This is a genomic window from Flagellimonas sp. S3867 (assembly GCF_014698935.1).
Lineage (GTDB): Bacteria > Bacteroidota > Bacteroidia > Flavobacteriales > Flavobacteriaceae > Flagellimonas.
Window position 1 is genome coordinate 586,817 of record NZ_JACVMN010000001.1, and the last position, 24,324, is coordinate 611,140.

The 24,324-nt window shown below is 40.6% G+C and carries 26 protein-coding genes; 11 read left to right on the plus strand and 15 right to left on the minus strand.

Annotated features, from left to right (window positions below; translation table 11 throughout):
• Positions 1–25: 25 nt before the first annotated feature.
• Both IAG46_RS02645 and IAG46_RS02650 read right to left on the minus strand, forming a co-directional pair.
• A complete protein-coding gene (locus IAG46_RS02645) occupies positions 26–943 on the minus strand; it encodes an EamA family transporter (protein ID WP_190808771.1) in 918 nt (305 codons plus the stop codon).
• A gap of 106 nt (positions 944–1,049) precedes the next feature.
• Positions 1,050–1,379: a hypothetical protein gene (locus IAG46_RS02650; RefSeq protein ID WP_190808772.1), complete on the minus strand. Its 330-nt coding sequence runs from the start codon at positions 1,377–1,379 to the stop codon at positions 1,050–1,052.
• A gap of 302 nt (positions 1,380–1,681) precedes the next feature.
• Between IAG46_RS02650 and IAG46_RS02655 the strand changes: the two genes are divergently transcribed.
• Together IAG46_RS02655 and IAG46_RS02660 are read left to right on the plus strand one after the other, a co-directional pair.
• Positions 1,682–2,197 carry a YceI family protein gene (locus IAG46_RS02655; RefSeq protein WP_190808773.1) on the plus strand — a complete coding sequence of 172 codons (516 nt, stop codon included), beginning with the start codon at positions 1,682–1,684 and terminating at the stop codon, positions 2,195–2,197.
• Positions 2,198–2,525: 328 nt separating this feature from the next.
• Positions 2,526–3,467 carry a collagen-like protein gene (locus tag IAG46_RS02660; protein WP_190808774.1) on the plus strand — a complete coding sequence of 314 codons (942 nt, stop codon included), beginning with the start codon at positions 2,526–2,528 and terminating at the stop codon, positions 3,465–3,467.
• Between the two features lie 293 nt (positions 3,468–3,760).
• Here IAG46_RS02660 and IAG46_RS02665 read toward each other — a convergent pair whose 3' ends face one another.
• The 11 genes from IAG46_RS02665 to IAG46_RS02715 form a co-directional block, all read right to left on the minus strand.
• On the minus strand, positions 3,761–4,195 hold the full coding sequence (locus IAG46_RS02665; RefSeq protein ID WP_190808775.1) for a hypothetical protein: 435 nt from the start codon (positions 4,193–4,195) through the stop codon (positions 3,761–3,763).
• Positions 4,196–4,211: 16 nt separating this feature from the next.
• The gene (locus IAG46_RS02670; protein WP_223826555.1) at positions 4,212–4,484 is read right to left on the minus strand and encodes an acyl carrier protein; all 273 of its coding nucleotides are present in this window, start codon (positions 4,482–4,484) and stop codon (positions 4,212–4,214) included.
• Positions 4,481–5,749, minus strand: coding sequence for a beta-ketoacyl synthase (locus IAG46_RS02675; protein ID WP_190808776.1), 1,269 nt, complete (start codon positions 5,747–5,749; stop codon positions 4,481–4,483). Before IAG46_RS02675 ends, IAG46_RS02670 begins: the two co-directional genes overlap by 4 nt.
• Positions 5,739–6,203 carry a 3-hydroxyacyl-ACP dehydratase FabZ family protein gene (locus tag IAG46_RS02680; RefSeq protein WP_223826556.1) on the minus strand — a complete coding sequence of 155 codons (465 nt, stop codon included), beginning with the start codon at positions 6,201–6,203 and terminating at the stop codon, positions 5,739–5,741. The genes IAG46_RS02675 and IAG46_RS02680 overlap by 11 nt, the downstream gene beginning before the upstream one ends.
• Positions 6,204–6,983 (minus strand): SDR family oxidoreductase, encoded by a 780-nt coding sequence (locus tag IAG46_RS02685; protein WP_190808777.1) that lies wholly within the window; start codon positions 6,981–6,983, stop codon positions 6,204–6,206.
• 4 nt (positions 6,984–6,987) lie between these two features.
• Positions 6,988–8,043 (minus strand): type III polyketide synthase, encoded by a 1,056-nt coding sequence (locus IAG46_RS02690; RefSeq protein ID WP_190808778.1) that lies wholly within the window; start codon positions 8,041–8,043, stop codon positions 6,988–6,990.
• Positions 8,044–8,754 (minus strand): methyltransferase domain-containing protein, encoded by a 711-nt coding sequence (locus IAG46_RS02695; protein ID WP_190808779.1) that lies wholly within the window; start codon positions 8,752–8,754, stop codon positions 8,044–8,046. It abuts the gene before it with no gap.
• Positions 8,754–9,920 (minus strand): NAD(P)/FAD-dependent oxidoreductase, encoded by a 1,167-nt coding sequence (locus IAG46_RS02700; RefSeq protein ID WP_223826557.1) that lies wholly within the window; start codon positions 9,918–9,920, stop codon positions 8,754–8,756. The genes IAG46_RS02695 and IAG46_RS02700 overlap by 1 nt, the downstream gene beginning before the upstream one ends.
• Before the next feature lie 41 nt (positions 9,921–9,961).
• Positions 9,962–10,657: an OmpA family protein gene (locus IAG46_RS02705; RefSeq protein ID WP_190808780.1), complete on the minus strand. Its 696-nt coding sequence runs from the start codon at positions 10,655–10,657 to the stop codon at positions 9,962–9,964.
• 4 nt (positions 10,658–10,661) lie between these two features.
• The gene (locus IAG46_RS02710) at positions 10,662–11,147 is read right to left on the minus strand and encodes a lipocalin family protein (protein WP_190808781.1); all 486 of its coding nucleotides are present in this window, start codon (positions 11,145–11,147) and stop codon (positions 10,662–10,664) included.
• A gap of 86 nt (positions 11,148–11,233) precedes the next feature.
• On the minus strand, positions 11,234–13,210 hold the full coding sequence (locus IAG46_RS02715) for a thiamine pyrophosphate-dependent enzyme (protein WP_190808782.1): 1,977 nt from the start codon (positions 13,208–13,210) through the stop codon (positions 11,234–11,236).
• A gap of 113 nt (positions 13,211–13,323) precedes the next feature.
• Between IAG46_RS02715 and IAG46_RS02720 the strand changes: the two genes are divergently transcribed.
• From IAG46_RS02720 to IAG46_RS02740, 5 genes are all read left to right on the plus strand, one after another.
• A complete protein-coding gene (locus IAG46_RS02720; RefSeq protein ID WP_190808783.1) occupies positions 13,324–14,274 on the plus strand; it encodes an isopenicillin N synthase family oxygenase in 951 nt (316 codons plus the stop codon).
• 3 nt (positions 14,275–14,277) lie between these two features.
• On the plus strand, positions 14,278–14,607 hold the full coding sequence (locus IAG46_RS02725; RefSeq protein ID WP_190808784.1) for a translation initiation factor: 330 nt from the start codon (positions 14,278–14,280) through the stop codon (positions 14,605–14,607).
• A 144-nt stretch (positions 14,608–14,751) separates the two neighbouring features.
• Positions 14,752–15,684 carry a DUF1835 domain-containing protein gene (locus tag IAG46_RS02730; protein ID WP_190808785.1) on the plus strand — a complete coding sequence of 311 codons (933 nt, stop codon included), beginning with the start codon at positions 14,752–14,754 and terminating at the stop codon, positions 15,682–15,684.
• Between the two features lies 1 nt (position 15,685).
• A complete protein-coding gene (locus IAG46_RS02735; RefSeq protein ID WP_190808786.1) occupies positions 15,686–16,558 on the plus strand; it encodes a nucleoside phosphorylase in 873 nt (290 codons plus the stop codon).
• A gap of 60 nt (positions 16,559–16,618) precedes the next feature.
• Positions 16,619–17,470 carry a substrate-binding domain-containing protein gene (locus tag IAG46_RS02740; protein ID WP_190808787.1) on the plus strand — a complete coding sequence of 284 codons (852 nt, stop codon included), beginning with the start codon at positions 16,619–16,621 and terminating at the stop codon, positions 17,468–17,470.
• Here the strand turns inward: IAG46_RS02740 and IAG46_RS02745 are convergent.
• Positions 17,467–17,871: a response regulator gene (locus tag IAG46_RS02745; RefSeq protein ID WP_190808788.1), complete on the minus strand. Its 405-nt coding sequence runs from the start codon at positions 17,869–17,871 to the stop codon at positions 17,467–17,469. The two genes, IAG46_RS02740 and IAG46_RS02745, sit on opposite strands and share 4 nt — an antisense overlap.
• Before the next feature lie 86 nt (positions 17,872–17,957).
• A complete protein-coding gene (locus IAG46_RS02750) occupies positions 17,958–18,623 on the minus strand; it encodes a uracil-DNA glycosylase (RefSeq protein ID WP_190808789.1) in 666 nt (221 codons plus the stop codon).
• A 73-nt stretch (positions 18,624–18,696) separates the two neighbouring features.
• Between IAG46_RS02750 and IAG46_RS02755 the strand changes: the two genes are divergently transcribed.
• The 4 genes from IAG46_RS02755 to IAG46_RS02770 are packed head-to-tail and all read left to right on the plus strand — an operon-like array spanning position 18,697 to position 24,303.
• The gene (locus IAG46_RS02755; protein WP_223826558.1) at positions 18,697–20,202 is read left to right on the plus strand and encodes a YfcC family protein; all 1,506 of its coding nucleotides are present in this window, start codon (positions 18,697–18,699) and stop codon (positions 20,200–20,202) included.
• A 13-nt stretch (positions 20,203–20,215) separates the two neighbouring features.
• Positions 20,216–20,818 (plus strand): short chain dehydrogenase, encoded by a 603-nt coding sequence (locus IAG46_RS02760; protein ID WP_190808790.1) that lies wholly within the window; start codon positions 20,216–20,218, stop codon positions 20,816–20,818.
• A gap of 53 nt (positions 20,819–20,871) precedes the next feature.
• Positions 20,872–22,068: a cytochrome-c peroxidase gene (locus IAG46_RS02765; RefSeq protein WP_190808791.1), complete on the plus strand. Its 1,197-nt coding sequence runs from the start codon at positions 20,872–20,874 to the stop codon at positions 22,066–22,068.
• Positions 22,069–22,128: 60 nt separating this feature from the next.
• Positions 22,129–24,303, plus strand: a complete 2,175-nt coding sequence (locus IAG46_RS02770) for a DNA mismatch repair protein MutS (protein ID WP_190808792.1) — start codon at positions 22,129–22,131, stop codon at positions 24,301–24,303.
• Positions 24,304–24,324 lie beyond the last annotated feature (21 nt).

The window sequence follows — 24,324 nt, forward strand, 5'->3', positions numbered from 1 at the left end:
TGCACCTGAGGAGATGCGTGAATAACTATCTTTTAAACCTTGCAAAGATGGTCAAGCTCTTTTTGGTGTTTATAAAATAAACACCCGTAAGTAAAATCACCGCAGCAATGATGGATTGGAAGGTAATTTCTTCCTCCAGAAAATACCAACCCAAAATAAGAGCAACAATAGGGTTGACATAAGTGGAAGTGGCAACTTTTTCCGGAGAAACCGATTTTAAAAGATAGTTGAATGAGGTGAACGCCAAAATGCTTCCAAAAATTACCAGCAATACCATTACTACCTGCACTTTTGTGGTCCAATCTGCGGGAGAGGACCATTCTTCACCCAAGCCAAAGCTCATTAGGGCCAAAATTATTCCACCGGTGAACATTTGGTAGCCGGTGTTTACAAAGTAATTGGATGGAAGGTCGGCTTTTCCAACAAAAAGACTTCCGTAACCCCAGCTCAACATACAAGCAAAGATCATGATCATTCCCAAAACGGACCCTTCTTTCGTTATGATCTGCTTTTGACTCACCAATAAATAAATACCAATGATGCCAAAAATCACCCCGATTATGGACATCGGCTGAATCTTTTTCCCCTGTAAAATCCACATCAATAATAATATGATCAGGGGTTGGGCTGATATTTCCAAAGCGGCAAAGCCCGAATCTACATATTTCAATGCCCAGACCACTACCCCATTGCCAAAGCTTAAGAACAAAAAGCCCGCGATAATGGTATTTTTCAACTGCTTTTTGGTAATGGAAACATTAATGCCCATGATTTTTGCCCAAACAAAGATCAAAACCCCTGCTGTGGTAAATCTGAAAGAGGCCAACATAAACGGCGGAAGCTCCAACACAGCAATCTTGTTGAGCAAATATGTAGATCCCCAAATCACATATATGGCAAAAAATGCGAGGATTACCAAAGTAGTATTTGAGGATTTGGCCATAACAGAGCTTGGTTACAGCCTACAATATTACGGATGTTTGTAGGAGTAGAAAACTGAAGGGAGAAGTTTTATACCAACTTTCTGATCTAGCAAAAAAAGATGTTTTCTAAAAGTATTGATTGGTAGCCAAAAGATAAGCGGCCATATCCTTTTCCAACTCACCAAACCTTTTGATGTGCCCCTTAATGTCGGCATCAAGTTCTGTGGTTAAGACGGGTTTGGATTTTAGAAGTGCCATAATTCTGCTTTGATGGTTATCGAACAACTTAAAACCGCGTTTGAGCGTGTACAATTTTTCAAAACAGGAAGAATCATGGGGTTCACAGGTGTAGGAATTGAGCTTTTTGGACAGCTTTTGGATAATGGTATTGTTCCTGTCCATACGAATTATCAACTCCTGAATTTGGCGCTCTTTCTTTTCGGCAAGACCTCCCATACTGTTTTGTTTAATGTTTGTAGTTGTAAAACTTCCCAATAAGTTACTAATTATCTTACAAAATGCGACAAAATTAACGCCAATTTATATTTCAGAACCTTTCCACTGCTTAATATTTAAACATATAATAATTTAATAATCAAAAGTTTACAAATATGACATCATCCATTCCATTCCAAGCGTTATTCATTGTGAACCTGTCCTAAGAATTTCTAAAAAGTTCAACAAAATGTCTTTTTACAACCACTTGTAAGTATCTTGCACTGTCCGTGACCAATAAACTATTCGGAAAAATGCAGCACATGAAATCATTTATTGCCCTATTCATGTTTCTTGGACTGGTGGCAGCACCCTCAAAGTTCCATGCCCAACAAGTTGGAATTAAGAAGGCCGAAATCTCCTTTGTCTTTGTTTCAAAAGATGTAAAAGGAACCTTCTTAGGGTTTGAGTCAGCATCGCAAATAGATTTGGATAATATTGAAGCTTCAGTTTTTGAAGGCTCCGTGCTTTCCGAAACTATTGACACCAATAACGGGCTACGCAATTGGTCTTTGCGCAGCGGCAAGTATTTTGATGTGGACGATTTTCCACGAATCTCCTTTAAAAGTACCAAAGTGATGAAGGATGGGGATAATATTGAAGTACAGGGCAACCTGACCATAAAAGAAACCACCAAGCCCATTACCATCTCCTTTAAAAGAGCACAAAATACATGGGTCGGCACAACTTCGTTGTATTCCATCGATTATGGCATTAAAATCAAGAAAAAACGGGAAGACAATCTGGTGAAGGTCAAAATGGTTTTTGAGATAAAATAGCTTCTCAAGGTATCAGGTTTCAGATATCGCACACCAGGCATCAGACTTCTGCGAAAGTTCAAATTTAAAATCAAAGTTCAAGTTCAATACTTTCGCCCTTCACCTTTTACCAATAACCTTTTCAACCTCAAAACTCAGGCTCAAAGCCAAAGTTCAAAATACAAAACTTCTTACCCCTCACTTCCATTCCCTAACACCCTTCACCCTCAACCCTTAACCCACACTAAGCGAAGCCGAAGCGTCAACTCAAACCCAACACTGGTCAATTGGCCCCACTTTAAAATAACCCACTCAACTAGCTTGCGGTTTTAACCTAAAATTTTAAATCATGAAAGTAACAAGACTACTAATAATGGGCTGTATGGCCTTGAGCATAGGCTTTATGGCATGCTCTGGTGAGGACGGCATGGATGGTGATCCGGGCATTCAAGGAACACCAGGAACACCCGGGAAAGCTGGCAACAACGGGGATAACGGCAGTGACGGTGTTAACTGTTGGGATACCAATGGCGATGGCGACAACCAAGACAGTGAAGACATTAACGGTGATGGGGAATTTAATGGATTGGACTGCCAAGGAGACAACGGTGATGACGGCAATCCAGGCAATGACGGTGAGGATGGCATTGATTGTTGGGATTTGAACCGTGATGGTATCGGCAATCTCCCTCCAGAAAATCAGGAAGGCAATGAAGCTGAAGTGTATTCGGAGGACATAAACGGCGACGGAGTTGTTGATGCCCTGGATTGCCGTGGAGAACAGGGAGAACAAGGTGAGCAAGGTGACCAGGGAGAACAAGGCAATGCCAATGTGATTCAATATGATTGGGATTTGTCCAATTATGGTATGGATTCAGGTTTTGACTTTAACATTCTAGATGAAATGGATATTTCGGAACAAGATTTACCTAACTACACCTTTCTTTTTTATCTAGTAGAAGCAGAGGATAATTTGGTATTTCCTGTACCAGCAATCATTTACATAGTTAATGGCTACAGGTTTGTGCGAGTAGTATATGTGGAAGAGCCTAATAATATAAATGAAGTAGGAGACGTATTCTGTAGTTTTAGTACACTTTCCGATGAAACCGCATACAATGCACTCCCTTTCGGACATTTTTCCTCTTTCAGAGTTGTCGCCATCGAAGTATCAACAGTAATCAATAAAAATGGCAATAGCAGTGGTGATGTTATGGCCCATCTAAAAGCTGCGGGTGTAGATACCAGCGACTACCATGCCGTAATGGCCTATTTTGGCTTGGAAGAGTAGTTTCTTTATACCATTTGTTTGTTGAAAGGAGGGCCCGAAAGGGCTCTTTTTTTCTGTCTAAAGGCTCCTTTCCCTGTGCAGGGAAAGGTATCCCGACGTAGGAGGGACGGAAAGGGTGAACCTACCCATCCCTTCCGTCTTATGGCAAGCCACAATCCACCTTCCCTTAAAAAAAGAAGGAGTAAATACAAATTCTAAAAAAATATTCGTAAAGATTCGTGTCAAAGCAGTCCTTCGACAGTCCTCCGCACGAAACTTCGGAAGGAGGAGCTCAGGATGACACCCTTCACCCTTCACCTTCCTTCCCTACCAAAAAGCGAAGCATAAATTTTACCTACCCCCCAATTCCCCAATGGAAAGTAGAGTGCAAAAAAGAGTGCCATCCCCAAACTGAAGTTTCTAATATTAAAAAACTGATCTAATATGTTATCCGGAAAGGCATAGGAAGTCTGCAGGGCGTAACCACCAAATTCCAAGAGTCCCATAGCCACAAGTCCGTAGGCGTATTGCGCATGAAAAGGAAGCCCCCGTAACAAGAGCGAAATAGGAACCATGTAAACAATATAGCAGGTAATCACCTGCCACCAATAGGTGAATTTTGCAATTTCGACCTGGGTGCCGAACCAGTCCATGCCCATTCCCCATAAAAAATATACAATACAGTAAATGGCAATAAGGCGTTTATCTACCTGTAATTGTTGTTTTGCGTATTTGATGAACTCTTTCATAATTAAATGGTGTGGGTTATTTGTCCGCTATTTTGGTGTTGATAATTTTTAATGCATCTTTTACCGTTTGCATACCGTCCATATCTTCATTTTCCAACATAATATCGAAGGCATCTTCCACATCCAAAACAATATCCACCAAATTGGCAGAATTGATATTGAGTTCTTGGGTAAAATTGCTGTCCAAGGTTATGGCATCTGCGGCAACATCATCGGGCAGATAAGTTTGAACAATTTCTTTTAATTGTTGATAGCGTTCTTCTTGCATTGGGTTAGTTTTCTTATTCATATTTTTTTAAAAATAATACAGGCGTTTACGTCACCAAAGCCAAAACTGGCCTTTGCAATAATTTTTGGTGCAAAATTCAACGTTGTCTGTGGAATTTTGGAATCGTCCACCACTTCAAGGATTTCTGGGTGGATATCCCCACAGTTTACATTCCCGAAAATTTGATTTTCCTCGAACTGTAGCAGCGTCCCAACGCATTCGATACTTCCGGCAGCTGCCAAGCAGTGTCCTATCAATCCTTTAAAGGAATTTATGTATGGGAAATCTTCCCCGGATCGGTTCAGTGCTGTGCTCCAGTTCTGCACTTCGGCAGGGTCTTTGGTCGTTGCGGTCAAATGTCCGTTAATGGCGTCGATTTGATTGGGGTTTATGTTGGCATCAGTTACCGCATTTTGAATGCATTTGATAACGGCTTTGCTGTTGGGGGCCGTCATGCTGCCTCCTCCACGCTGTCCCCCACTGTTAATGTTGCCGCCGATGATCTCGCCATAAATCTTTGCGCCACGCCCTAATGCACTTTCCAAGGATTCCAATACCAACGCTCCCGCACCACTTCCGGGAACAAACCCAGCAGCCGATGCGCTCATTGGTCTACTTGCGCTCTCGGGGTCATTGTTATAATTTCTTGGGAGTATACGCATAGCATCAAAACCTCCCCAGATATAAGGTCCGCTGTCGCCACAGCTTCCAGCCAGAATTCTAGTTACCTTTTTAGCTTTTATCCGTTCGTAAGCCATTAAAACAGCCTCCGTTCCGGTTGTGCAAGCTGATGAGTTTGTAGTTACTTGATTGCCGCAGCCCAACATGCCTCCCAAATAAGCACTAATACCACTCGCCATGGTCTGAACCACCGTGGTGCTGCCCAAACGCCTTACATTCCCTTCATCTACTTTATAGATGGCCTCTCTGAACTTGTCCACCCCTAAAATTCCAGTTCCGAAAATGATACCGCTGTCCCAATCTGGATGTTCTTTATCCGCAAAGGTCAATCCTGCATCTTTCCATGCATCTTGGCCTGCAACTACACCATAAACCAGCCCGCTTGCGTTCAATTCTTTTAGTTGAACATTAGTGAAGTATTCATTTAAGTTAAGGCTATCAATTCTCGGTTTACCAGCAATTTGACATGAAAATTTTAAGTTTTCCAATTCCGGTTGAAACCGAATACCACTTTGCTGATTCTTAAGGCTTTTTACAAAACCAGGTATTCCAACTCCGTTTGGCGCGCACACTCCCATTCCGGTAACCACTACCCTATTTTCCATGTGCTTCAGCTTTAATCATGCCTGCCAATATCCCTTTACATACCAGTTTCTGCTCTGCGTTGAACATTTTTACCTTGCATTTCAATTTATTGAAACGGAAGTATTCCTTTTCAGCGACAACTTTTATGGTTTCGCCAGGAAATACGGGAAGATAGAACTCCATTTCGGAACTGGACATTCCTATTTGTAATTCTTCTTTGTTATCATCTTGCCCCAAAGTCTGGTTCAATAGGTGAATTCCCATACAGACCAGGCCTATTTGTGCACAGCACTCGGTTAAAATAACCCCTGGTGTCACTGGTTTGTCTTTAAAATGGCCTGTATAAAAATCCAAGGTTTCTTTGAAGGTGTATGTGCCTTCCACTGAATTTTCATCGACGTGACTTAGTTCATCCACAAAGTGGAAGGGTTTGGAATAGGGTAATCTTGAAAGTATTTTATTTTTATCCACCATTTACTGCAAACTTTCACCTCCATCAACTTTGATAATCGTGCCAGTAATCCATTTAGCCTCATCCATTGACAGCAAATATGCTGCATTGGCAACATCTTCAGGCCTGGTAAGTCGGTTGTTGGGATTTCTTTTTAGGGCTTCTTCTTTTAAAACTTCATTATTTGGAATCATTCGTAGGGATTTGGTATCTGTAACTCCCGCCTGAATGCAGTTTGCCTTGATTCCTAAATCCGCAAATTCCAATGCTATATTCCTAACGATGGCCTCCAAAGCCACTTTGGCAGCAGAGACGGCAGCATAGTTTTTCCACGCTTTGGTATTTCCCTCGCTGGTATAGGCTACAATTCGAACGTCATCTGAAAACATGCTATGACCCACCAGTTCCTTCACCCAATCGTATAGGTTTATCGCCATAGCATCAACGGTTAAATGAAAATCTTGATTGGTCAGGGTATTTTTATCATCATGCATCGGCTTTAAATTTCCTTTGGCCACACTGTGCACCAGAACATTGATTTTTCCGTGGCCAATGATTTGTTTGATGCTTAGATGTGTTTCGTTTCTTTTTTCTGGATTGATGGCATCAGCATTGAAACTATGAAATCCCGAAGCGTTTTGAGCAATCTGTTGAAAATGGTTTTGGATTTCTTCCATGTCGGTCTTTCTATCCCTATGCACAACAATAACCCCATAGTCATTGGCTGCAAATTTTTGGGCCGTGGCCAACCCAAGACCACTGCTGCCACCTATTATCAAAACCCATTTATCATCCTTATTCATACTCTTACCATTCTAACAATACCCGTTGTGCTGAAAATCCAGGGCCAAAACTCAACACCAAGCCTTGCTCCCCTTTTTGGATGTCCTTCTCCAAAAAACGTTCTAGTACATACAGCACTGTGACGCTGCTCATATTCCCATATGTACGTAAAACTTCTCTTGTATCGTCAATATTCTTTCCTAATTTACCAAACAATTCTTCCACGGTTCGAACAATCTTTTTTCCTCCCGGATGAAAAACAAGATGGTTCACTTTTTCAATGGATGTTCCATGTTTTTCAAGAAAAGGATGGACTATTTTGGGAAAATGTTCGGCGATTACCTCAGGAACTGCTGGATCAAGAATCATTTTAAGTCCGGTGTTGGTCAAATCAAAACCCATAAGATGTGTAGCATCGGGAAAATGATACATTTCTTCTCCCAAAATTTTTGGTCCTGCCAAATTTTGTTCCGAAGACAACAAAGCACAGGCAGCGCCGTCCCCAAAAATAGCGGCACTTACCATATTGGCCATGGAATAGTCATTCAATTGAAAAGTAGCGGTAGGGCTTTCCACAGCAACAATGGCAGCACGTTTGCCTGGATTAGCCTTTAGGAAGTTTGTGGCATAGATCAACCCCGAAACTCCGGCAGCGCAACCCATTTCCGTCACTGGAAGTCTAACCACATTGTTACTAAGTCCAACGGCATTGATGAGATAAGCATCCAATGATGGAATCATAATTCCGGTACAACTCACCGTAATAATAAAGTCTATTGACTCTGGGTCCCAATTGGATTTTGCCAATGCTTTTTTTAGCACTTGTTCGCCCAATTGTTTGACTTCACGAACATAGCCAGTGTTCTTGTCCTCAAATGAAGCAGCTGCAAAAACCTCGTCAATATCCATGATTCCATAACGGTGGTCCACTCCGGCGCCCTCAAATATTTTTACCACCTTACGCCTAAAGCGGTCTTCCTGACCGGAAAGCCACAGATTGACAAAAGGGATGATATCCGAGGTTTTTCTATTGTATTTTGGCAGCTGTTTTGCAACTGAAACGATATGTACTTGCTCCATTTAGTATTGGGGGTTAAGTTTCATTGTCCAGACATATCTAAAAGCCCATTTCCATCTAATTTCATGCATAACATCTGGTATTTTTTTTGAGAGTGCCACAAGCTCCCTCTTTTTAAAACCTTTTAGTATGGACACCAAACCGTCATATCGAGCCACCTCGGTCCTTAGGAACAAATGACTGAAAACTTTGAAAAGGTAATATGCCAAACCACTTCTATGTAGGTCGTTGATGACCACTCCTGACTTGGCCAATTTTACAAATTGCATCAAAAAGGCATCGATGCGTTCTTCGTCAAAATGATGCATTGTCAAGGTATTGATCAGTATATCACACTCAAAGCTCGAATCCGCCTTTAGAATGTCCATTTTTCTAAATTCTATATTTGGATAGCCAACCGTTTTTTCTTGGGCAATTTGTAAAACATCGTCTCTTAAATCGACCCCAATCATCCGATGGGAAACATTGTATTTATTGAGAAACTTGGATAATTTCAACAACATTGTTCCGTCGCCACAACCCATGTCCAAAATCGTATACGATTTATTTTTGTCACCTTTGATCAAATTCCACACAGCATTGATGGTTATATCGTCTCCTCCTAGCCATTTGTTGCATCTATTGATATCGGTATAGGCATCCTTAAGCTCTTCAAAACCCATATTTGGGTCATCCATTAATTCAAAGGCCCGGCTTCGTATGGTTAAATCCATTAGTTTAAAATTGGGGTTCCATGGGTTGTGCGTATCAGGCTTCTTACCAGTGTTTTTGAATTCGCCAATGTATTCATTCCAAGATTAAACCACTTGGTATGCATCATTAATCCTTGTAATTGTCTTCCCATCCAAAGGCGCCTTCTGAAGTTTTCGTTCCACAATGATTTATAGCTCCCTTCCATATCTGTTCTGGAGAAATTTGGATTTTCCAAGAAGTTAACCACTTGATCTGCCGCTATTTTTGCACTTTGGATTGCCATGGCCATACCATTGCCGCACAAAGGATGAATTAGGCCTGCTGTATCCCCACACATTAGTATGTGGTTCTCCACTGGTTCTTTTCTATGGAATGAAATTTGGGCAATTGTTTGAGGTTTTTCAAATATGGCGGTTGAGTTTGACAAAAAATTCTGAAAAAAAGGGTTTTCCGATACCACCTGTTCATTGAAAGAGGTTATATCCCCCTCACTCTTGAAATTTTCATATTTCACCAAATAACAGAAATTCACCTTCCCTTCTTCTATTTGTGACAAGCCACCATACCCTCCTTCAAAATTATGTAAGGAAACCAAATTGGCCGGCTGTTCTGTATTTAGATAGTGGCATTTAACCGCGAGCCAGGGTGATTTTTCTTGGGTGAACCTCCGCTTCAATGTCAGGTCTAGGTTAGAACGCTTTCCATGAGCCCCCAATACCACTTTAGATTTAAACGAGTTATTTTCTAATGTTCTTACCTGGAATTCATCGTTGTCAAACATAATATCGACAGCCGTTTCATGCAGAAATTCCACCCCATTGTTCAAGCCGAGTTGGTAGAGTTCATTATCGAATTTATACCTACTAATTCCAAAACCGCCTAAAGGAAGTTCAACCTCAATTGCACTACCTTTAGAAGTGCTCAGTTGCAGTGTGTCGATTTGAGGGAGACTCATGGTATTGAGCTCAAGACCCAACTTTTGCAAATAGGGCCTTACTTCGTTGGAAACATATTCTCCGCAAACTTTATGATTCGGGTATTTATTCTTCTCAATGAGCAAAACCTGCTTTCCCCTTCTGGCCAAATCAAGGGCAGCTGTAAGTCCGGCAAGTCCTCCGCCAACGATAATTACTTCAAATTGATTCACTCTTTGAAGATAGTCGATTAGAAACAAAAAAACCGACATAAATATGTCGGTTTTAACAAATCTTCTTTAACAAAGGTGATTTATCCTTTTGTTTTTTCGTAAGCTTCTTCCTTGAGCTCCTCACTGGCCACAATGGCTAATTCAACCCTTCTGTTTTTGGCTTTTCCTTCTGAAGTTTCATTGCTTTCTCTAGGTTGGGTTTCTCCGTACCACTTTGTGGTAAACCTTCCGCTTGAAACTCCTTTACTTACCAAATAACTGGAAACGGATTCAGCTCGTTGTTGGGATAAGTTCCAATTATACTCTTCGCTCCCAGCACTATCCGTGTGTCCTTCAACTAAAATAATGGAATTTGGGTATTCCTTAAAGATTCCTGCCAATTTATCCAAGGTTGTTGCAGAAGTTCCTTTTACATCTGATTTGTTGGTATCAAAATACACTCCAGCATCTTCATTAAAAGTTACATTGATACCTTCACCAACTCTTTTCACCTCTGCTCCTGGAATTTCTTCTTCAATACGTTCAGCTTGTCGGTCCATTCGGTTACCGATGTATCCACCAGCTGCTCCACCTACAACGGCCCCTATAATGGCTCCAAGTGCTGTATTTCCACCTTTGCCAACGTTGTTTCCGATTATTCCTCCAATTACAGCTCCACCTGCAGCACCTATTGTGGCACCTTTCTGGGTGTTATTGGCATTTTTAACCGCATTGCAACTTACCACTAGGCTAAGCGCCATAACCAATGCTGTACTTTTGATCAGTATATTTTTCATGTTATTATTTTTTTGTGAATTGGTAAACGATTGTAACTAGTTCTCCATCAACGGATACATTGGATTTCAGGGTCATTGACTGTTCATTGATATTTGCAATGGTCAATCGATAACCTGCTCCTCCTGAAATATCCTTTCGTTTTTCATCAATAAATTTGAACTGTAGCTGGCTGCTATAATTTTGAGAAGGCTCTACAACTGACCATCTGAAAAAACGATCTCCGCCTTGGCACAAAGTGCTTTGGGAAATGGTATACCTACCTGTACTGTTGTTGTCCCTAAAAAACCAGTCACTCCCCTCGAAACAGATGTCCTCTGCATCATTAAAGATTACCGATTTAAAATTTCCTGTGTTGTTCTCATAAGATACATTGTCCAGGGTCCAGGAACCACTAAAAAGGTTTCGCTGTGTCCTTGCGCTTTTAGAAACGGAACAGGACATCATTAAAAACCCAATCAATGCTGTAAAAATTAGTGTTTTTTTTGCCATAAGAATTGGAATTAAATTTTAGTATATACGATTGAGACACCATATCTACCTTTACGTTTTGTTAAATTTTTGTTAAAACAAAAGGGTCAATATGAGATAAGCTCCAATAAAATGACCTCGAATCTTTTTTTCGGAAGGTAGTTTTCCTCCAATGCTTTAGCAAAGGGCACTGGGGTTTCCAAACTCCCTACTCTTCGGACCGGCGCGTCCAGATATTCGAAGCAGTTTTCCATGACCATTGCTGCGATATCGCTTGCGATGCCACCAAACATGGTATCTTCATGTAAAACAATTAGTTTTCCTGTCTTTTTCACCGAATTGTAGACAGTTTCTATATCAAGAGGTTGAAGTGTACGCAAATCTATAACATCCGCGTCAATTTCTGGATGTTTTTCCAAAACTTCCAAAGCCCAATGCACCCCAGCGCCATAGGAAACCACTGAAACCGAAGCACCCTCCCTAATAACACTTGCTTTACCAAAGGGCAACGTATAATATTCAGTTGGCACATCACCATATACACTGCGGTAAAGCCCTTTATGTTCAAAGAACAATACGGGGTTGGGGTCGTTTACGGCCGTGTTCAAAAGTCCTTTTGCATCGTGTGGAAACGCAGGATATACTACCTTGAGCCCAGGAGTTTTGGTAAACCATGCTTCATTGGTCTGCGAATGAAACGGGCCGGCTCCAACACCGCCACCACAGGGCATTCGAATCACGACATCAGCATTTTGTCCCCATCGGTAATGTACTTTGGCCAAATAGTTTACAATCGGATTGAATCCGGAACTGACAAAATCAGCAAACTGCATCTCCATCACTGCCTTCATTCCGTTGATGGAAAGACCCATTGCCGCAGAAACGATGGCTGATTCACAAATAGGTGTATTTCTGACCCTGCTTTTGCCAAATTTGCTGATGAAACCTTCAGTTATCTTGAACACGCCACCATATTCAGCTACATCTTGCCCCATAATTATGAGTTCGTTGTACCGCTCCATGGATTGTTCCAATCCTTCAGATATCGCATCGACAAATCGAATGTTTTTTACACTTTCACCTGGTTTAATATTTTGATATTCAAATTCTTGGTAAACTTCTTTTAATTCTTTTGTTTCAGTTGATTCAATCGCTTTTTCATCAAAAGCCAATTTCAAGTTTGTATTGATTTCCTCGCTAATGTCTAACTTTAGTTTATCAATTTCTTCTTGAGAAATGACATTTTCCCTCAGCAAAAAGTCCTCGTAGTTGGAAATCGGGTCCTTTTTCGACCATTTTTTCATCAATTTCTCTGGAACATATTTGGTGCCACTAGCCTCTTCATGCCCGCGCATCCTAAAAGTTTTGAATTCAACAAGTATAGGACGAGGTCGCTTTCTAATTGATTTGCATAGCTCATTCACCTTGGAGAACACCTCAAGAATGTTATTGCCATCGATGATACGTGATTCAATACCATATCCTCTTGCCCTATCAGCCAAATGCTTGCAGTTGTATTGCTCATTGGATGGTGTTGAAAGTCCATATCCATTATTCTCGATACAAAACAGAACAGGTAGATTCCATACTGAAGCCACGTTCAACGCCTCATGAAAATCCCCTTCGCTTGTTGCCCCCTCTCCCGTGAAAACAGCGGTGACGCGCTTCTTTCTTCGTAACATATCGGCAAGTGCAATGCCATCGGCCACACCTAACTGAGGGCCCAAATGGGATATCATCCCGACTATCTTATACTCTTGGGTGCCAAAATGAAAACTTCGATCCCTGCCCTGTGTAAACCCTCCGGGTTTGCCTTGCCATTGCTTAAAAAGACGGTGTAATGGGATATTTCTTGAAGTAAATACCCCTAAATTGCGGTGCATTGGCAGAATATACTCTTCAGTTTTTAAGGCCTGGGTAACCCCGACCGAAATTGCTTCTTGCCCTATTCCACTAAACCATTTAGAAATTTTACCTTGCCGTAGCAAAACCAACATTTTCTCCTCAATCATTCTGGGCCTGAGCATTCCAGTATACAAGTCCAGTAGTTTTTGTCGGTCCAATCCACCAATATGATATCTCATTCAATATAAATTCAATGGGGCTAAATGTAATAAAAAAGCTATCGATGAAGCGCTATAATTTCAGAAAGGTTGCGCAATATTCTGTACTTTTGGAGTAAAGTAAATTTGATATTATGAGTGCAATACCAAGTGTTGATCTAAGAGATTTTGTTTCTGGAGATTCTTCAAAAAAAGAAAAGTTTATACGTGAAATAGGCGGTGCATTTGAAAATATCGGTTTTGTTGCCCTAAGCGGACATTTTCTGTCCGATGAATTGGTAGAGCAGCTTTATGCCGAAATAAAAAAATTCTTCCAGTTACCGCAAGATGTCAAAGACAGCTATGAAATAGAGGGCATTGGTGGACAAAGGGGTTATACTTCCTTTGGAAAAGAGCATGCCAAAGGCAGAAAAGAAGGCGATTTAAAAGAATTCTGGCATTTTGGCCAATATGTGGTGGACAATCCAAAACTGGAGGCAGAATATCCTGATAATGTTTCGGTAAGTGAACTCCCCGATTTTGATATGGTTGGAAAAGAAACCTATAAAATGCTTGAAAAAACTGCGCAGTTTGTGCTTCGGGCGCTTGCCTTGCACTTGGGTCTCAACGAAATGTACTTTGATGAATGGATCAAGAATGGAAACTCAATTTTAAGACCCATACATTACCCGCCTATTACCAGTGAACCAAAAAATGCTGTAAGGGCAGCTGCTCATGGAGATATTAATCTGATTACTTTATTGATGGGCGCCCATGGAAAAGGTCTGCAGGTCAAAAACCATCAAGGCGAATGGGTAGATGCCATTGCAAGACCCGACCAACTCATGATCAATGTGGGGGACATGCTTTCAAGACTTAGCAATAACAAGTTAAAGTCCACCATTCACCAAGTTGTAAACCCACCCAGAGAACTTTGGGGAACATCCCGTTATTCGATTCCATTTTTTATGCATCCCATAAGTGAAATGCCATTGGATTGTTTGGAAAACTGTATTGATGAATCCCATCCAAAAGGTTTTGAAGACATCACAGCTGGCGAATATCTTCACGAAAGACTCATTGAACTTGGTTTAGTAAAAAAATAACACATGGACCTCCAGGACCAGCTAAAAAATCTATTCCCAGACCACACTCCAAGCGAAACTGAAGGCTCTGAGGATGTTAAACCCAAATATTGGATGCAAGAAGCACCGATTGTCTGCAAATACGAAAAAAGAAAAGGAAAACCGGTGACCATTTTGGAAGGGTACACGGGTGCTGATAGCGATTTCAAAAAACTTGCAAAAGATATTAAATCCCTCTTAAGTGTTGGGGGGAGTTATAAAAACGACACCATTATAATTCAGGGGGATTATCGTGATAAGATTATGGACTTTCTAAAAAGTCGCGGTTTTGCAGTAAAAAGAGTCGGTGGTTAGGGCATTTTTTCGGATAATTTTATGTAGATTTTTCATACATTGTTAAAATTAAGCCTTGACACCCAATGTTTTATGAAAAAATTTTTGTGTTCTTGGTTTAAATCTTACTTTTAATCCTTCTAACCGACGAAAACTGAACTGAAAATGAAATCACTGTTGCATATTACCAACGGGGACAATTTCACGTCAAAACTTCAATCACTAGATCTAAAGGGGGATATTATTACATGGAGGGAGATGCTTTGCGAGGGGAAAACCCTGTGCAACGTTGGGAGTGAATCTTTTTGGAAGACACGTTTTGAATTTTTGAACAAGAACTACAAAGTGTCCAAATCCTGGTTCGTTGAAAAAACCCTTAAAGAATACAGATCTTTATGCAACCACAAGCAACAGGATCAAATTGTGCTTTGGTTCGAATACGACCTTTTTTGCCAAATCAACATGTTGGCAGTTCTTAGCTGGCTCAAAACGCATAGAAGACATGCAGAAATCTCATTGGTATGCAGTGGGAATGAAGATGAAAGCGACAAACTCTACGGACTTGGGGAACTGAATGACGAAAAATTAATGGAACTCTATGAAAATAGAACCATTCTCACCCAAGATGATATAGAGTTTGCAGATTATGTATGGCAACTGTATTGCAGCGACAATCCAATTCGATTAGAGAATCTTATCCAACATAACAGTTTTCAATTTGAATACCTTTCAGATGCTTTAAAAGCCCATTTAAAGCGCTTCCCAACTATAAAAAATGGACTTAACGAATTGGAAAATCGGGTTTTGGAGACAGCTGTGTCCAAAAAGCCCACATCAAGAAAGGAATTACTACAAGAGATCTTGACCGATCAAGGGTATTACGGCTTTGGAGATACACAATACGACCGAATCATCACTTCGTTAAAGCCACTTTTTGGTTCTTTCAATCCAGTTAAGCTTACCAAAAAGGGAAAGGATATTCTAGAAAACAAAGCCAATTATTATTCGCAAATACGTGATAACCAATTATATTTAGGAGGTTCTTTAAAGTATAACTTCCTATATAATACTGCAACAGATCGTATCTTAAAACTCTAATATGTCCACATTAGGCAGCTCAGAATTAATTCTGAATCCTGATGGCAGTATTTACCATCTCAATCTTTTACCAGAGGATATCGCCACTACCATAATCACCGTAGGTGACCCCAATCGCGTGTCCATGGTCAGCAAATACTTCGATTCTATTGATATTGACAAGGGGAAACGGGAGTTTTTAGCCCATACTGGTTCGTATAAAGGAAAAAAGATAACCGTAATATCTACTGGAATTGGAACTGACAACATCGACATCGTTTTCAATGAATTGGATGCATTGGTCAATATTGATTTCGCCACACGCGAGATAAAACAAAATAAAACACAATTGGATTTTATCCGAATTGGCACATCAGGTTCCATACATTCCGATATTCCTGTAGATTCCTTTCTTTTAAGTAGTAAGGCTATTGGTTTTGATGGACTTATGCATTTTTATGAGGGTGGACAAGTCAGAAATAAGGACTTGGAACAAAAGCTCAACCAATTTCTGGGTTGGGGAGGGCATAATATTGTTGCATATGCAGTGGACGCCGATATGGATTTGAGCAAAAAGCTTAGCTCAAATCATATACGATTTGGCATAACAATAACAAATTCAGGATTTTACGGTCCTCAAGGCAGAAGCCTTAGACTAGCACCGAAGGTTTCGGACTTCAATACCAAACTGGCCGCTTTTTCCTATCAGAATTTACCCCTTACCAACCATGAAATGGAAACAGCGGGCATGTACGGGCTAGCAAAACTACATGGACACCGTGCAGTTTCTCTCAATGCCATTTTGGCCAACCGGGCCACTGGGGAATTTTCAAATAATGGTCGCAAAACCGTAGATGATTTGATCAAATATACCTTGGAAAAAATTGTTTCTTGAAAGGAAGCTTAACAATTGGGATATGTACAGAATGATGCTTCCACAACTTTTAAATACTAAATGAAAACGGTTAGGATAATTGGAGTTCCAGAACACTTTAACCTTCCTTGGCACTTGGCCATGGAGGATAATGCTTTTGAAGATCGTGGAATTCAATTGGAATGGACAGACATTCCTGAAGGTACTGGGAAAATGTGTCAAATGTTAGAAAATGGCGAAACCGATTTGGCCATCATCTTAACGGAAGGAATCATTAAAAGTATTTCTCAAGGCAATGCGGTGAAAATTGTTCAAGAATATGTTTCATCTCCATTGCTTTGGGGAATTCATGTTGCTGCCAAAAGCCAAAGAAAATTCATTTCAGAGCTAGAAGGTGACAAGGTAGCCATAAGTCGTTTTGGTAGTGGAAGTCAATTAATGGCCTATGTACACGCACAAAACCAAGGCTGGGACACGGCTTCAATGGAGTTTGAAATCATAAATAATCTGAATGGAGCTATTGAGAACCTAAGTTCCGGATCCGGAGCATATTTTATGTGGGAGCATTTTACCACAAAGCCCTTGGTTGACAATGGCACGTTTAAGAGACTTGGCGACTGCCCTACCCCTTGGCCCTGCTTTGTTATTGCTTCAACCGATTCTTTCTTGGAATCACATGCAAATGTTCTTAAACACATTCTTGAGGTCATAAACATCTACACTTCAGAATTCAAGCAAATTCCAAGCATAGACCGAACGTTATCCAATCGGTATGAACAAAAATTAGAGGATATACAAGATTGGCTTTCTAAAACCATCTGGGGACAATCACAGATATCGGAAGCCGTGGTCAACGAAGTCCAAAAACGGCTTTTAAGCTTAAACTTGATTGAGGATATAAAAAATCCAACTGGATTTATATATCCAGATTAGGAGAAGTACTTGTTGATCAAAACTCTAAATTTTAAGTCCGATAAAGGTTTTTGGGCGGTATCGGTAACATTTGGATTTGCCAGGGCCAATGCAGTAATTTCCTCTGTATCCAAGGCTGTAAGCATGACCACTACCACATTCTTTCTAAAATTTTCATCAAACTTGTTTTCATAAGTATCCAAGAACTCCCACCCATTCATAACCGGCATATTAGTGTCCAAAATAAGCAAACATGGCATGTTTTCCTCACTGGGAGCGCCTTCTAAAAACTCAATGGCCTCCTTACCATTGCTTGCAGTATTGACAGTTAGGTTATTATCCAACTGCTTCACGAAAAACCGGTTCAGGAAATTGGTGGTGTCATCGTCATCAACGAGAAGTACTGATTTCAATCTGCGCAAAATATAAGAATTTTCCTATACGGGGGTTATATTCCTAAACGTACGAATTCTTATTATATTTTCAGAAATTACTTTCAAAAATTAATTCACCAACTTATCAACGGCTTCCCCATTTGGGAGAGAAGATCGTTGGTTTTGCTAAAATGTTGATTTCCAAACCAAAACCCCCTATTCGCACTTAAAGGCGATGGATGTCCAGAGGTTAGTATGTGATGTTTGCTTTGATCTATCAAATTAGATTTTCGCTTGGCGAAGCCTCCCCAAAGTAAAAAAACAACACCTTCAAGCTCCGAAGAGATTATTTTGATCACAGCATCCGTAAATTGCTCCCATCCTTTCTTTTGATGACTACCAGCCTGATGCGCCCTCACAGTCAAGGTTGCATTCAACAATAATACACCCTGTTGCGCCCAACGTTCCAAATTTCCACTTTTAGGATAGGGTTTTTCAACATCTACTTTGATTTCCTTAAAAATATTTACCAATGAAGGAGGATGTGGAATACCATCTTTTACAGAAAAACATAGGCCGTTGGCTTGATTTGGACCATGGTACGGGTCTTGCCCAATGACAACTACCTTGGTATCATGAAACGGACAATGGTCAAAAGCTGCAAAAATCTCTTTACCCTTTGGGTAACAGGTGTGCTGGCCGTATTCCTGCTTTACAAATTGTGCTAATTGGTGAAAGTAGGCTAGCTCAAATTCTTGCCGTAAATGATGTTGCCAGCTCGGGTCTATGTTTACGTTCATTAATACGTCTGTAGTTTCTGTGGATAAATCTAAAAATAATATCTTTCTTGTCAACTAAAGATAATACCAACCTATGTCCATTTTGAAAAAAATGAAATTTCCAACGGCTCACACCATTCTATTCATTATTGCAGCAGTAGTTTGCCTGCTCACCTGGGTGATTCCTGCCGGACAATATGATCGCTTATCGTATAATAGTGATTCGGAGACTTTTACCGTTCAATCCGGAGATACCAACCAATCTTTACCGGCGGCACAAGCTACTTTGGATGAACTTTCCATTCAAATTCCTTTGGAAAAATTCACCAGTGGTGCCATTTCCAAACCAATTAGCATTCCGAACACTTACAAAACCCTTGAAGGCAATCCACAGGGACTTGTCGGGTTTATACAGGCTCCTTTGAAAGGAATCATGCAATCCGCTGACATTATCTTATTGGTATTGATCATTGGGGGACTAATCAGTATTGTAAACGCCACCAAAGCCTTTGAAGCAGGAATAGCTTGGTTGGCCGAAAAACTGAAGGGGAGAGAATTCATCCTTGTCATTATGGTAACCACTTTGATTGCACTTGGCGGAACAACTTTTGGCCTAGAAGAAGAAACCATCGCATTTTATCCAATATTGATTCCCATTTTTTTAGCGGCAAAATACGACGCATTGGTCTGTGTAGCCTCCATCTATGTTGGTTCCTCCATCGGTACTTTGGCTTCGACAGTAAACCCTTTTAGCACAATTATAGCTTCCGATGCCGCCGGTATCAGTTGGACTGAGGGATTAAATAGTCGGTTGATTATGCTGATTCTTGGGCTTATTTTATGCATTGCTTATATCATTAGATATGCACAACGGGTTAAAAAGGATTCTAAACGTTCATTTATTCACGATCAAAAAGAGGAAATAGAAAAACTATTTATGGGACCCGTAGAATCTGTCACGACTAAACTCACCGGGAAATTGAAATTGGTTCTTGTCATTTTTGCCAATACTTTTCTAATTATGGTATATGGCGTTTCGCAACTGGGATGGTGGTTTTTGGAAATGACCTCAGTTTTTTTAGCTGGAGCGCTACTAATTGGTCTCATTGCAAGAATAAACGAGAAAAAGTTTGTTGCCGAATTCATGTCCGGTGCAAAAGATTTGCTCAGTGTGGCTTTTATAATTGGCATCGCTCGAGGTGTTACCGTATTGATGGAGGATGGACAGGTTAGCGACACTTTATTGTTTTATGCCTCCGAATTGACATCGGGGATGCATAAGGGGTTTTTTATCAACGTTACTTTTGCGCTGTATAATGGACTCGCTTTCTTTATCCCTTCTTCGTCGGGAATGGCCGTGCTTACCATGCCTATCATGTCACCATTAGCCGACAGTGTTGGTATAGGGCGTGAAATCATGGTCAATGCCTATCAATTTGGGGTTGGACTTTTTAAGTTTATCAGTCCAACGGGAATTCTTTTGGCATCGTTGGCTTTGGTCAACGTGGGTTATAATAAATGGCTTAAGTTTATTATTCCATTGGTCATATTGCTGGCTGTTTTGGCCATGATTATGTTAACCCTAGGCGTATATTTCTAAATTAAATGACACTATGAAGATTCTAATTATAGGAGGAAATGGAACCATTGGCAAAAGAGTTAGTCAACATTTCTCTGAAAACCATGAAGTTTTGATTGCAGGAAGAACGAATGGAGATGTCACTGTTGATATTGCAGATAGTGCTTCCATAAAAAAAATGTTTCAGCAAACTGGCAAACTTGACGCTATTATCTGCATAGCAGGGGAGGCAAAATGGGCAGACTTCAATCAACTTTCCGAGGAGGACTACTACATCGGTATTAAAAGCAAGTTGATGGGACAAGTCAACCTTGCACGTATTGGGCAACACTTTTTAACCCCAGGCGGCTCCATAACGTTATCTACCGGTGTTCTTGCCGACAATCCAGTGCCCAAAACAGCAAGCGCAGCAATGGTAAATGGAGCAATACACAGCTTTGTACTTGCAGCCGCATTGGAAATCGAAAATGGGATTCGACTGAATGTCGTTTCTTTAGAACTTGTAATCGATGCCTACGAGAAATACAAAGACTATTTCCCTGGACACAATCCCATTTCCATGGAGAAAAGTATCAACGCCTATGTTCGAAGCGTAATGGGGCGAAGAAATGGTGAAATCATTCGGGTTTACAACTAACTCAGAAAGTTGCATTACCCTTATCTTTATAGCAAATAAACGCACTTCCGACTTTGAAACAGGGCATACGAACTGTATTGATTCTATTGGCACTAATCTTTTTGGCCAATTGTAGAGGTCCGCAATCCAAAGAAGTATTGGTGGCAGCAACCCCTCAGGCCATTCCTACTGTTGATGCTTTACCAGCCCAGGTAGTACATCCAAAAGATAATCCAACGTCCCGGGCAAAAGAAACCTTGGGCAAGTTACTGTTTTACGACCCTGTACTTTCGGGTAATAAGGACGTTTCTTGTGCAACCTGCCATCATCCGGAGATGGGATATGCCGAATTTTTGGACATCTCCATCGGAACCAATGCTAAAGGTTTAGGAAGTAAGAGAAAGTTCAATATTCCAAACGATATCCCATTTGTAAAAAGGAATGCACAAACCATCTTGAATTCTGCTTTTAACGGGCTTCAAAGTCATAAAGTCTATGTTCCCGAAGATGCGACCATGTTCTGGGACGACCGCGCCAAAAGTCTGGAAAAACAGGCATTGGAGCCGATAAAGGCCCTTGAGGAAATGCGTGGGCATGCTTTCAGTGAAGCTGAAATCCTTCAAGTTGTCGTTAAGCGATTACAAAACCTTCCAGAGTATCAAAAACTCTTTAAGGAAGCTTTCAACGAATCGGAGCCGGTTACCATCGAAAACCTTGGCAAAGCCATTGCGGCGTTTGAAAGAACTTTGGTTGCCAATAATTCTCGCTTTGACCAATATATTAGAGGTGATGGTAGAGCAATTTCAATCAGTGAAAAGGATGGTTTTGAACTATTTAAAAAAGTAGGCTGCATCAATTGTCATAATGGACCCATGTTTTCAGATTACAAAATGCATGTTTTGGGTGTGCCTGAAAATTCTAAACTGCTCACCGCTGATTTAGGCGTAACAGATATAAGCTCAAAAGATAGTTTTGCGTTCAGGACCCCTACCCTCAGAAACCTAAGGTTTACAGCTCCCTATATGCACAATGGTAGTTTCATGACCTTACGACGGGTATTGGAGTTTTACGAAGACATTTCCAACAATATTCAACGTAACCCTAATGTTGCCCCGGCTCAGTTTGATCCTTTTGTTCGTGAACTGCGCTTGTCCGTTAAAGAAATGGCATTGATCATTTCATTTTTGAACACATTGAATGATGAGGAATTCGACAAGTCCATTCCAGAAAATGTACCAAGTGGTCTCCCAGTGGGAGGTCTTATAAATTGATTGTCGTCTACCCTTGTCACATGAATTGAATAGCTATCTTTGCCCCGCTAGCAAAGGAAAATGCAAAACATTCATCCTAAAACACTTCAAGATTTAGAATTTCCAACGGTTTTGGAACAAGTTGCTGCGCGTTGCAATACCGAATTGGGTAAAGAGCAGGCATTGAAAATTCAACCCTTTGCTGACAAAGGTTTACTCAAGGATGTGCTAGGACAAACTTCTGAATATCTAGCATCATTTTCCAATGATAACCGGATTCCAAATCATGGTTTTGACAGTGTCAATACAGAACTGAAGTTGTTGAAGATTGAAAATACGACTTTGGAAATCTCAGGTTTTCGAAGAATCGGAAATATTTGCAAGACCGTTGCACTGCATCAAAAATTCTTTAAAAAATTTAAAGAGTACTACCCGCTGCTCTTTGTGCAAGCGCAAAAGTTAGAGGCAAATATCGAAATTCCGACTTCGATAGACCATGTAATTGACAAGTTTGGTGAAATCCGGGATGCTGCTTCTGAGGAATTACGTAGCATAAGGATGCAAATCAACGAAGTCCGCTCAAAAATCAATCAAAGCTTTGCTGCTGCTCTTACTCGGTACCATTCTTCAGAGTTGCTTGATGAAATAAAAGAGTCTGTGATGGAAAACCGTAGGGTGTTGGCGGTTAAGGCCATGCATCGGAAAAAAGTTAAAGGAACGGTAATGGGCAGCTCCAAAACTGGTAGTATCGTATATATCATTCCTGAAGCTACCCTGTCATACACTCGTGAGTTGAGCAATCTCGAATTTGAGGAAAAGGAAGAAATCCAACGCATACTAAATCAACTCACAGACGACATTCGTCCTTTTGATTACCTACTTGCAGATTATCAAGATTTTCTAACGCATATAGATATTACTGCGGGAAAAGCAAAGTATGCCTTGGATATGAATGCGTTATTGCCCAAAATTAACGACGAAAAAGAGTTGTTCCTTAGGGATGCATATCACCCTTTGCTCTATTTGACCAATAAGCTTAAAAGGGAAAAGACCTGGCCGCAGACCATTCAATTGCATACCGAAAATAGGATTATTGTTATTTCAGGACCTAATGCTGGTGGAAAAAGCATCACTTTAAAGACAATTGGTATACTTCAAGTAATGCTTCAATCAGGGCTTCTAATTCCCGTTCATGAAAGAAGTTCCGTTTGTTTATTTGATAAAATATTAACAGATATCGGTGACAATCAATCCATAGAAAACCATTTGAGCACCTATAGCTATCGATTAAAGAACATGAATCAGTTCTTAAAGAAGTGTAACAACAAAACCTTGTTTTTGATTGATGAATTTGGTACTGGAAGTGATCCGGAATTGGGAGGAGCTCTTGCGGAAGCCTTTTTAGAGGTTTTCTATGAGCGAGAGGCCTATGGGGTAATTACCACGCACTATGCCAACCTAAAAGCGCTCGCCGATGAACTCCCACATGCTACTAATGCCAATATGTTGTTCAATTCCAAAACACTGGAACCTACGTTTCAGCTGATTTTAGGCGAAGCAGGCAGCTCTTTTACGTTTGAAGTAGCTCTAAAAAACGGCATTCCCTATAGTCTTATCAACAAAGCGAAGAAGAAAATTGAACGCGGTAAGGTGCGGTTTGATGCGACCATTGCCAAACTGCAAAAAGAACGTTCTAAAATGGTTCAGACCGGCTCTCGTTTGCAAGATGAAGAGTCAAAAGTCCGAGAAGAAGCAGAACGTTTGGAAAAATTGAACACAAAGATCAAATCCAAACTGGAGAACTATCAAGAGCTCTATGATCATAACCAACGTATGATTCAATTGGGCGATAAGGTCAACACCGCGGCGGAAAGATATTTTGTCGACAACAAAAAGCGTCCATTGATTTCAGAATTACTTCGCATTGTAGAAACTGAAAACAGTAAACGCAAAAAAACCACCGCAAAACAATCCAAGGCCAAACAAGCTCAGAAAAAGCAAGTGGCGCAAGAATTGGAAAAGAAAATTGTCAAAGTCCGGCACGAGAAAAAGATTGAAAAGAAAAAGGCCATCCAAAAAGAAAAGAACAAGCCCAGACCGGTTTTTAAAATTGGTGATCGCGTTCGCTTGCAGGATGGAAAAGCCGTGGGCAGCATCGATACATTAGAAAAAAACAAGGCCGTAGTCAACTACGGTATGTTTACCACTAATGTAAGTGTAGATCAATTGGAATTGGTAGAGGCCTCTAAGAATTAACAATGATCAATGTACAATTGA

Bases quoted from the DNA above. Each gene is read 5' to 3' on its own strand.
- IAG46_RS02650 (WP_190808772.1), bottom strand. From the start codon at position 1,379: ATGGGAGGTCTTGCCGAAAAGAAAGAGCGCCAAATTCAGGAGTTGATA.
- IAG46_RS02665 (WP_190808775.1), bottom strand. From the start codon at position 4,195: ATGAAAGAGTTCATCAAATACGCAAAACAACAATTACAGGTAGATAAA.
- IAG46_RS02730 (WP_190808785.1), top strand. From the start codon at position 14,752: ATGAAATCACTGTTGCATATTACCAACGGGGACAATTTCACGTCAAAA.
- IAG46_RS02715 (WP_190808782.1), bottom strand. From the start codon at position 13,210: ATGAGATATCATATTGGTGGATTGGACCGACAAAAACTACTGGACTTG.
- IAG46_RS02705 (WP_190808780.1), bottom strand. From the start codon at position 10,657: ATGAAAAATATACTGATCAAAAGTACAGCATTGGTTATGGCGCTTAGC.
- IAG46_RS02710 (WP_190808781.1), bottom strand. From the start codon at position 11,147: ATGGCAAAAAAAACACTAATTTTTACAGCATTGATTGGGTTTTTAATG.
- IAG46_RS02655 (WP_190808773.1), top strand. From the start codon at position 1,682: ATGAAATCATTTATTGCCCTATTCATGTTTCTTGGACTGGTGGCAGCA.
- IAG46_RS02750 (WP_190808789.1), bottom strand. From the start codon at position 18,623: ATGAACGTAAACATAGACCCGAGCTGGCAACATCATTTACGGCAAGAA.
- IAG46_RS02755 (WP_223826558.1), top strand. From the start codon at position 18,697: ATGTCCATTTTGAAAAAAATGAAATTTCCAACGGCTCACACCATTCTA.
- IAG46_RS02685 (WP_190808777.1), bottom strand. From the start codon at position 6,983: ATGAATAAGGATGATAAATGGGTTTTGATAATAGGTGGCAGCAGTGGT.
- IAG46_RS02680 (WP_223826556.1), bottom strand. From the start codon at position 6,203: ATGGTGGATAAAAATAAAATACTTTCAAGATTACCCTATTCCAAACCC.
- IAG46_RS02770 (WP_190808792.1), top strand. From the start codon at position 22,129: ATGCAAAACATTCATCCTAAAACACTTCAAGATTTAGAATTTCCAACG.
- IAG46_RS02690 (WP_190808778.1), bottom strand. From the start codon at position 8,043: ATGGAGCAAGTACATATCGTTTCAGTTGCAAAACAGCTGCCAAAATAC.
- IAG46_RS02725 (WP_190808784.1), top strand. From the start codon at position 14,278: ATGGACCTCCAGGACCAGCTAAAAAATCTATTCCCAGACCACACTCCA.
- IAG46_RS02660 (WP_190808774.1), top strand. From the start codon at position 2,526: ATGAAAGTAACAAGACTACTAATAATGGGCTGTATGGCCTTGAGCATA.
- IAG46_RS02670 (WP_223826555.1), bottom strand. From the start codon at position 4,484: ATGAATAAGAAAACTAACCCAATGCAAGAAGAACGCTATCAACAATTA.
- IAG46_RS02700 (WP_223826557.1), bottom strand. From the start codon at position 9,920: ATGTCGGTTTTTTTGTTTCTAATCGACTATCTTCAAAGAGTGAATCAA.
- IAG46_RS02740 (WP_190808787.1), top strand. From the start codon at position 16,619: ATGAAAACGGTTAGGATAATTGGAGTTCCAGAACACTTTAACCTTCCT.
- IAG46_RS02760 (WP_190808790.1), top strand. From the start codon at position 20,216: ATGAAGATTCTAATTATAGGAGGAAATGGAACCATTGGCAAAAGAGTT.
- IAG46_RS02675 (WP_190808776.1), bottom strand. From the start codon at position 5,749: ATGGAAAATAGGGTAGTGGTTACCGGAATGGGAGTGTGCGCGCCAAAC.
- IAG46_RS02695 (WP_190808779.1), bottom strand. From the start codon at position 8,754: ATGGATTTAACCATACGAAGCCGGGCCTTTGAATTAATGGATGACCCA.
- IAG46_RS02720 (WP_190808783.1), top strand. From the start codon at position 13,324: ATGAGTGCAATACCAAGTGTTGATCTAAGAGATTTTGTTTCTGGAGAT.
- IAG46_RS02735 (WP_190808786.1), top strand. From the start codon at position 15,686: ATGTCCACATTAGGCAGCTCAGAATTAATTCTGAATCCTGATGGCAGT.
- IAG46_RS02645 (WP_190808771.1), bottom strand. From the start codon at position 943: ATGGCCAAATCCTCAAATACTACTTTGGTAATCCTCGCATTTTTTGCC.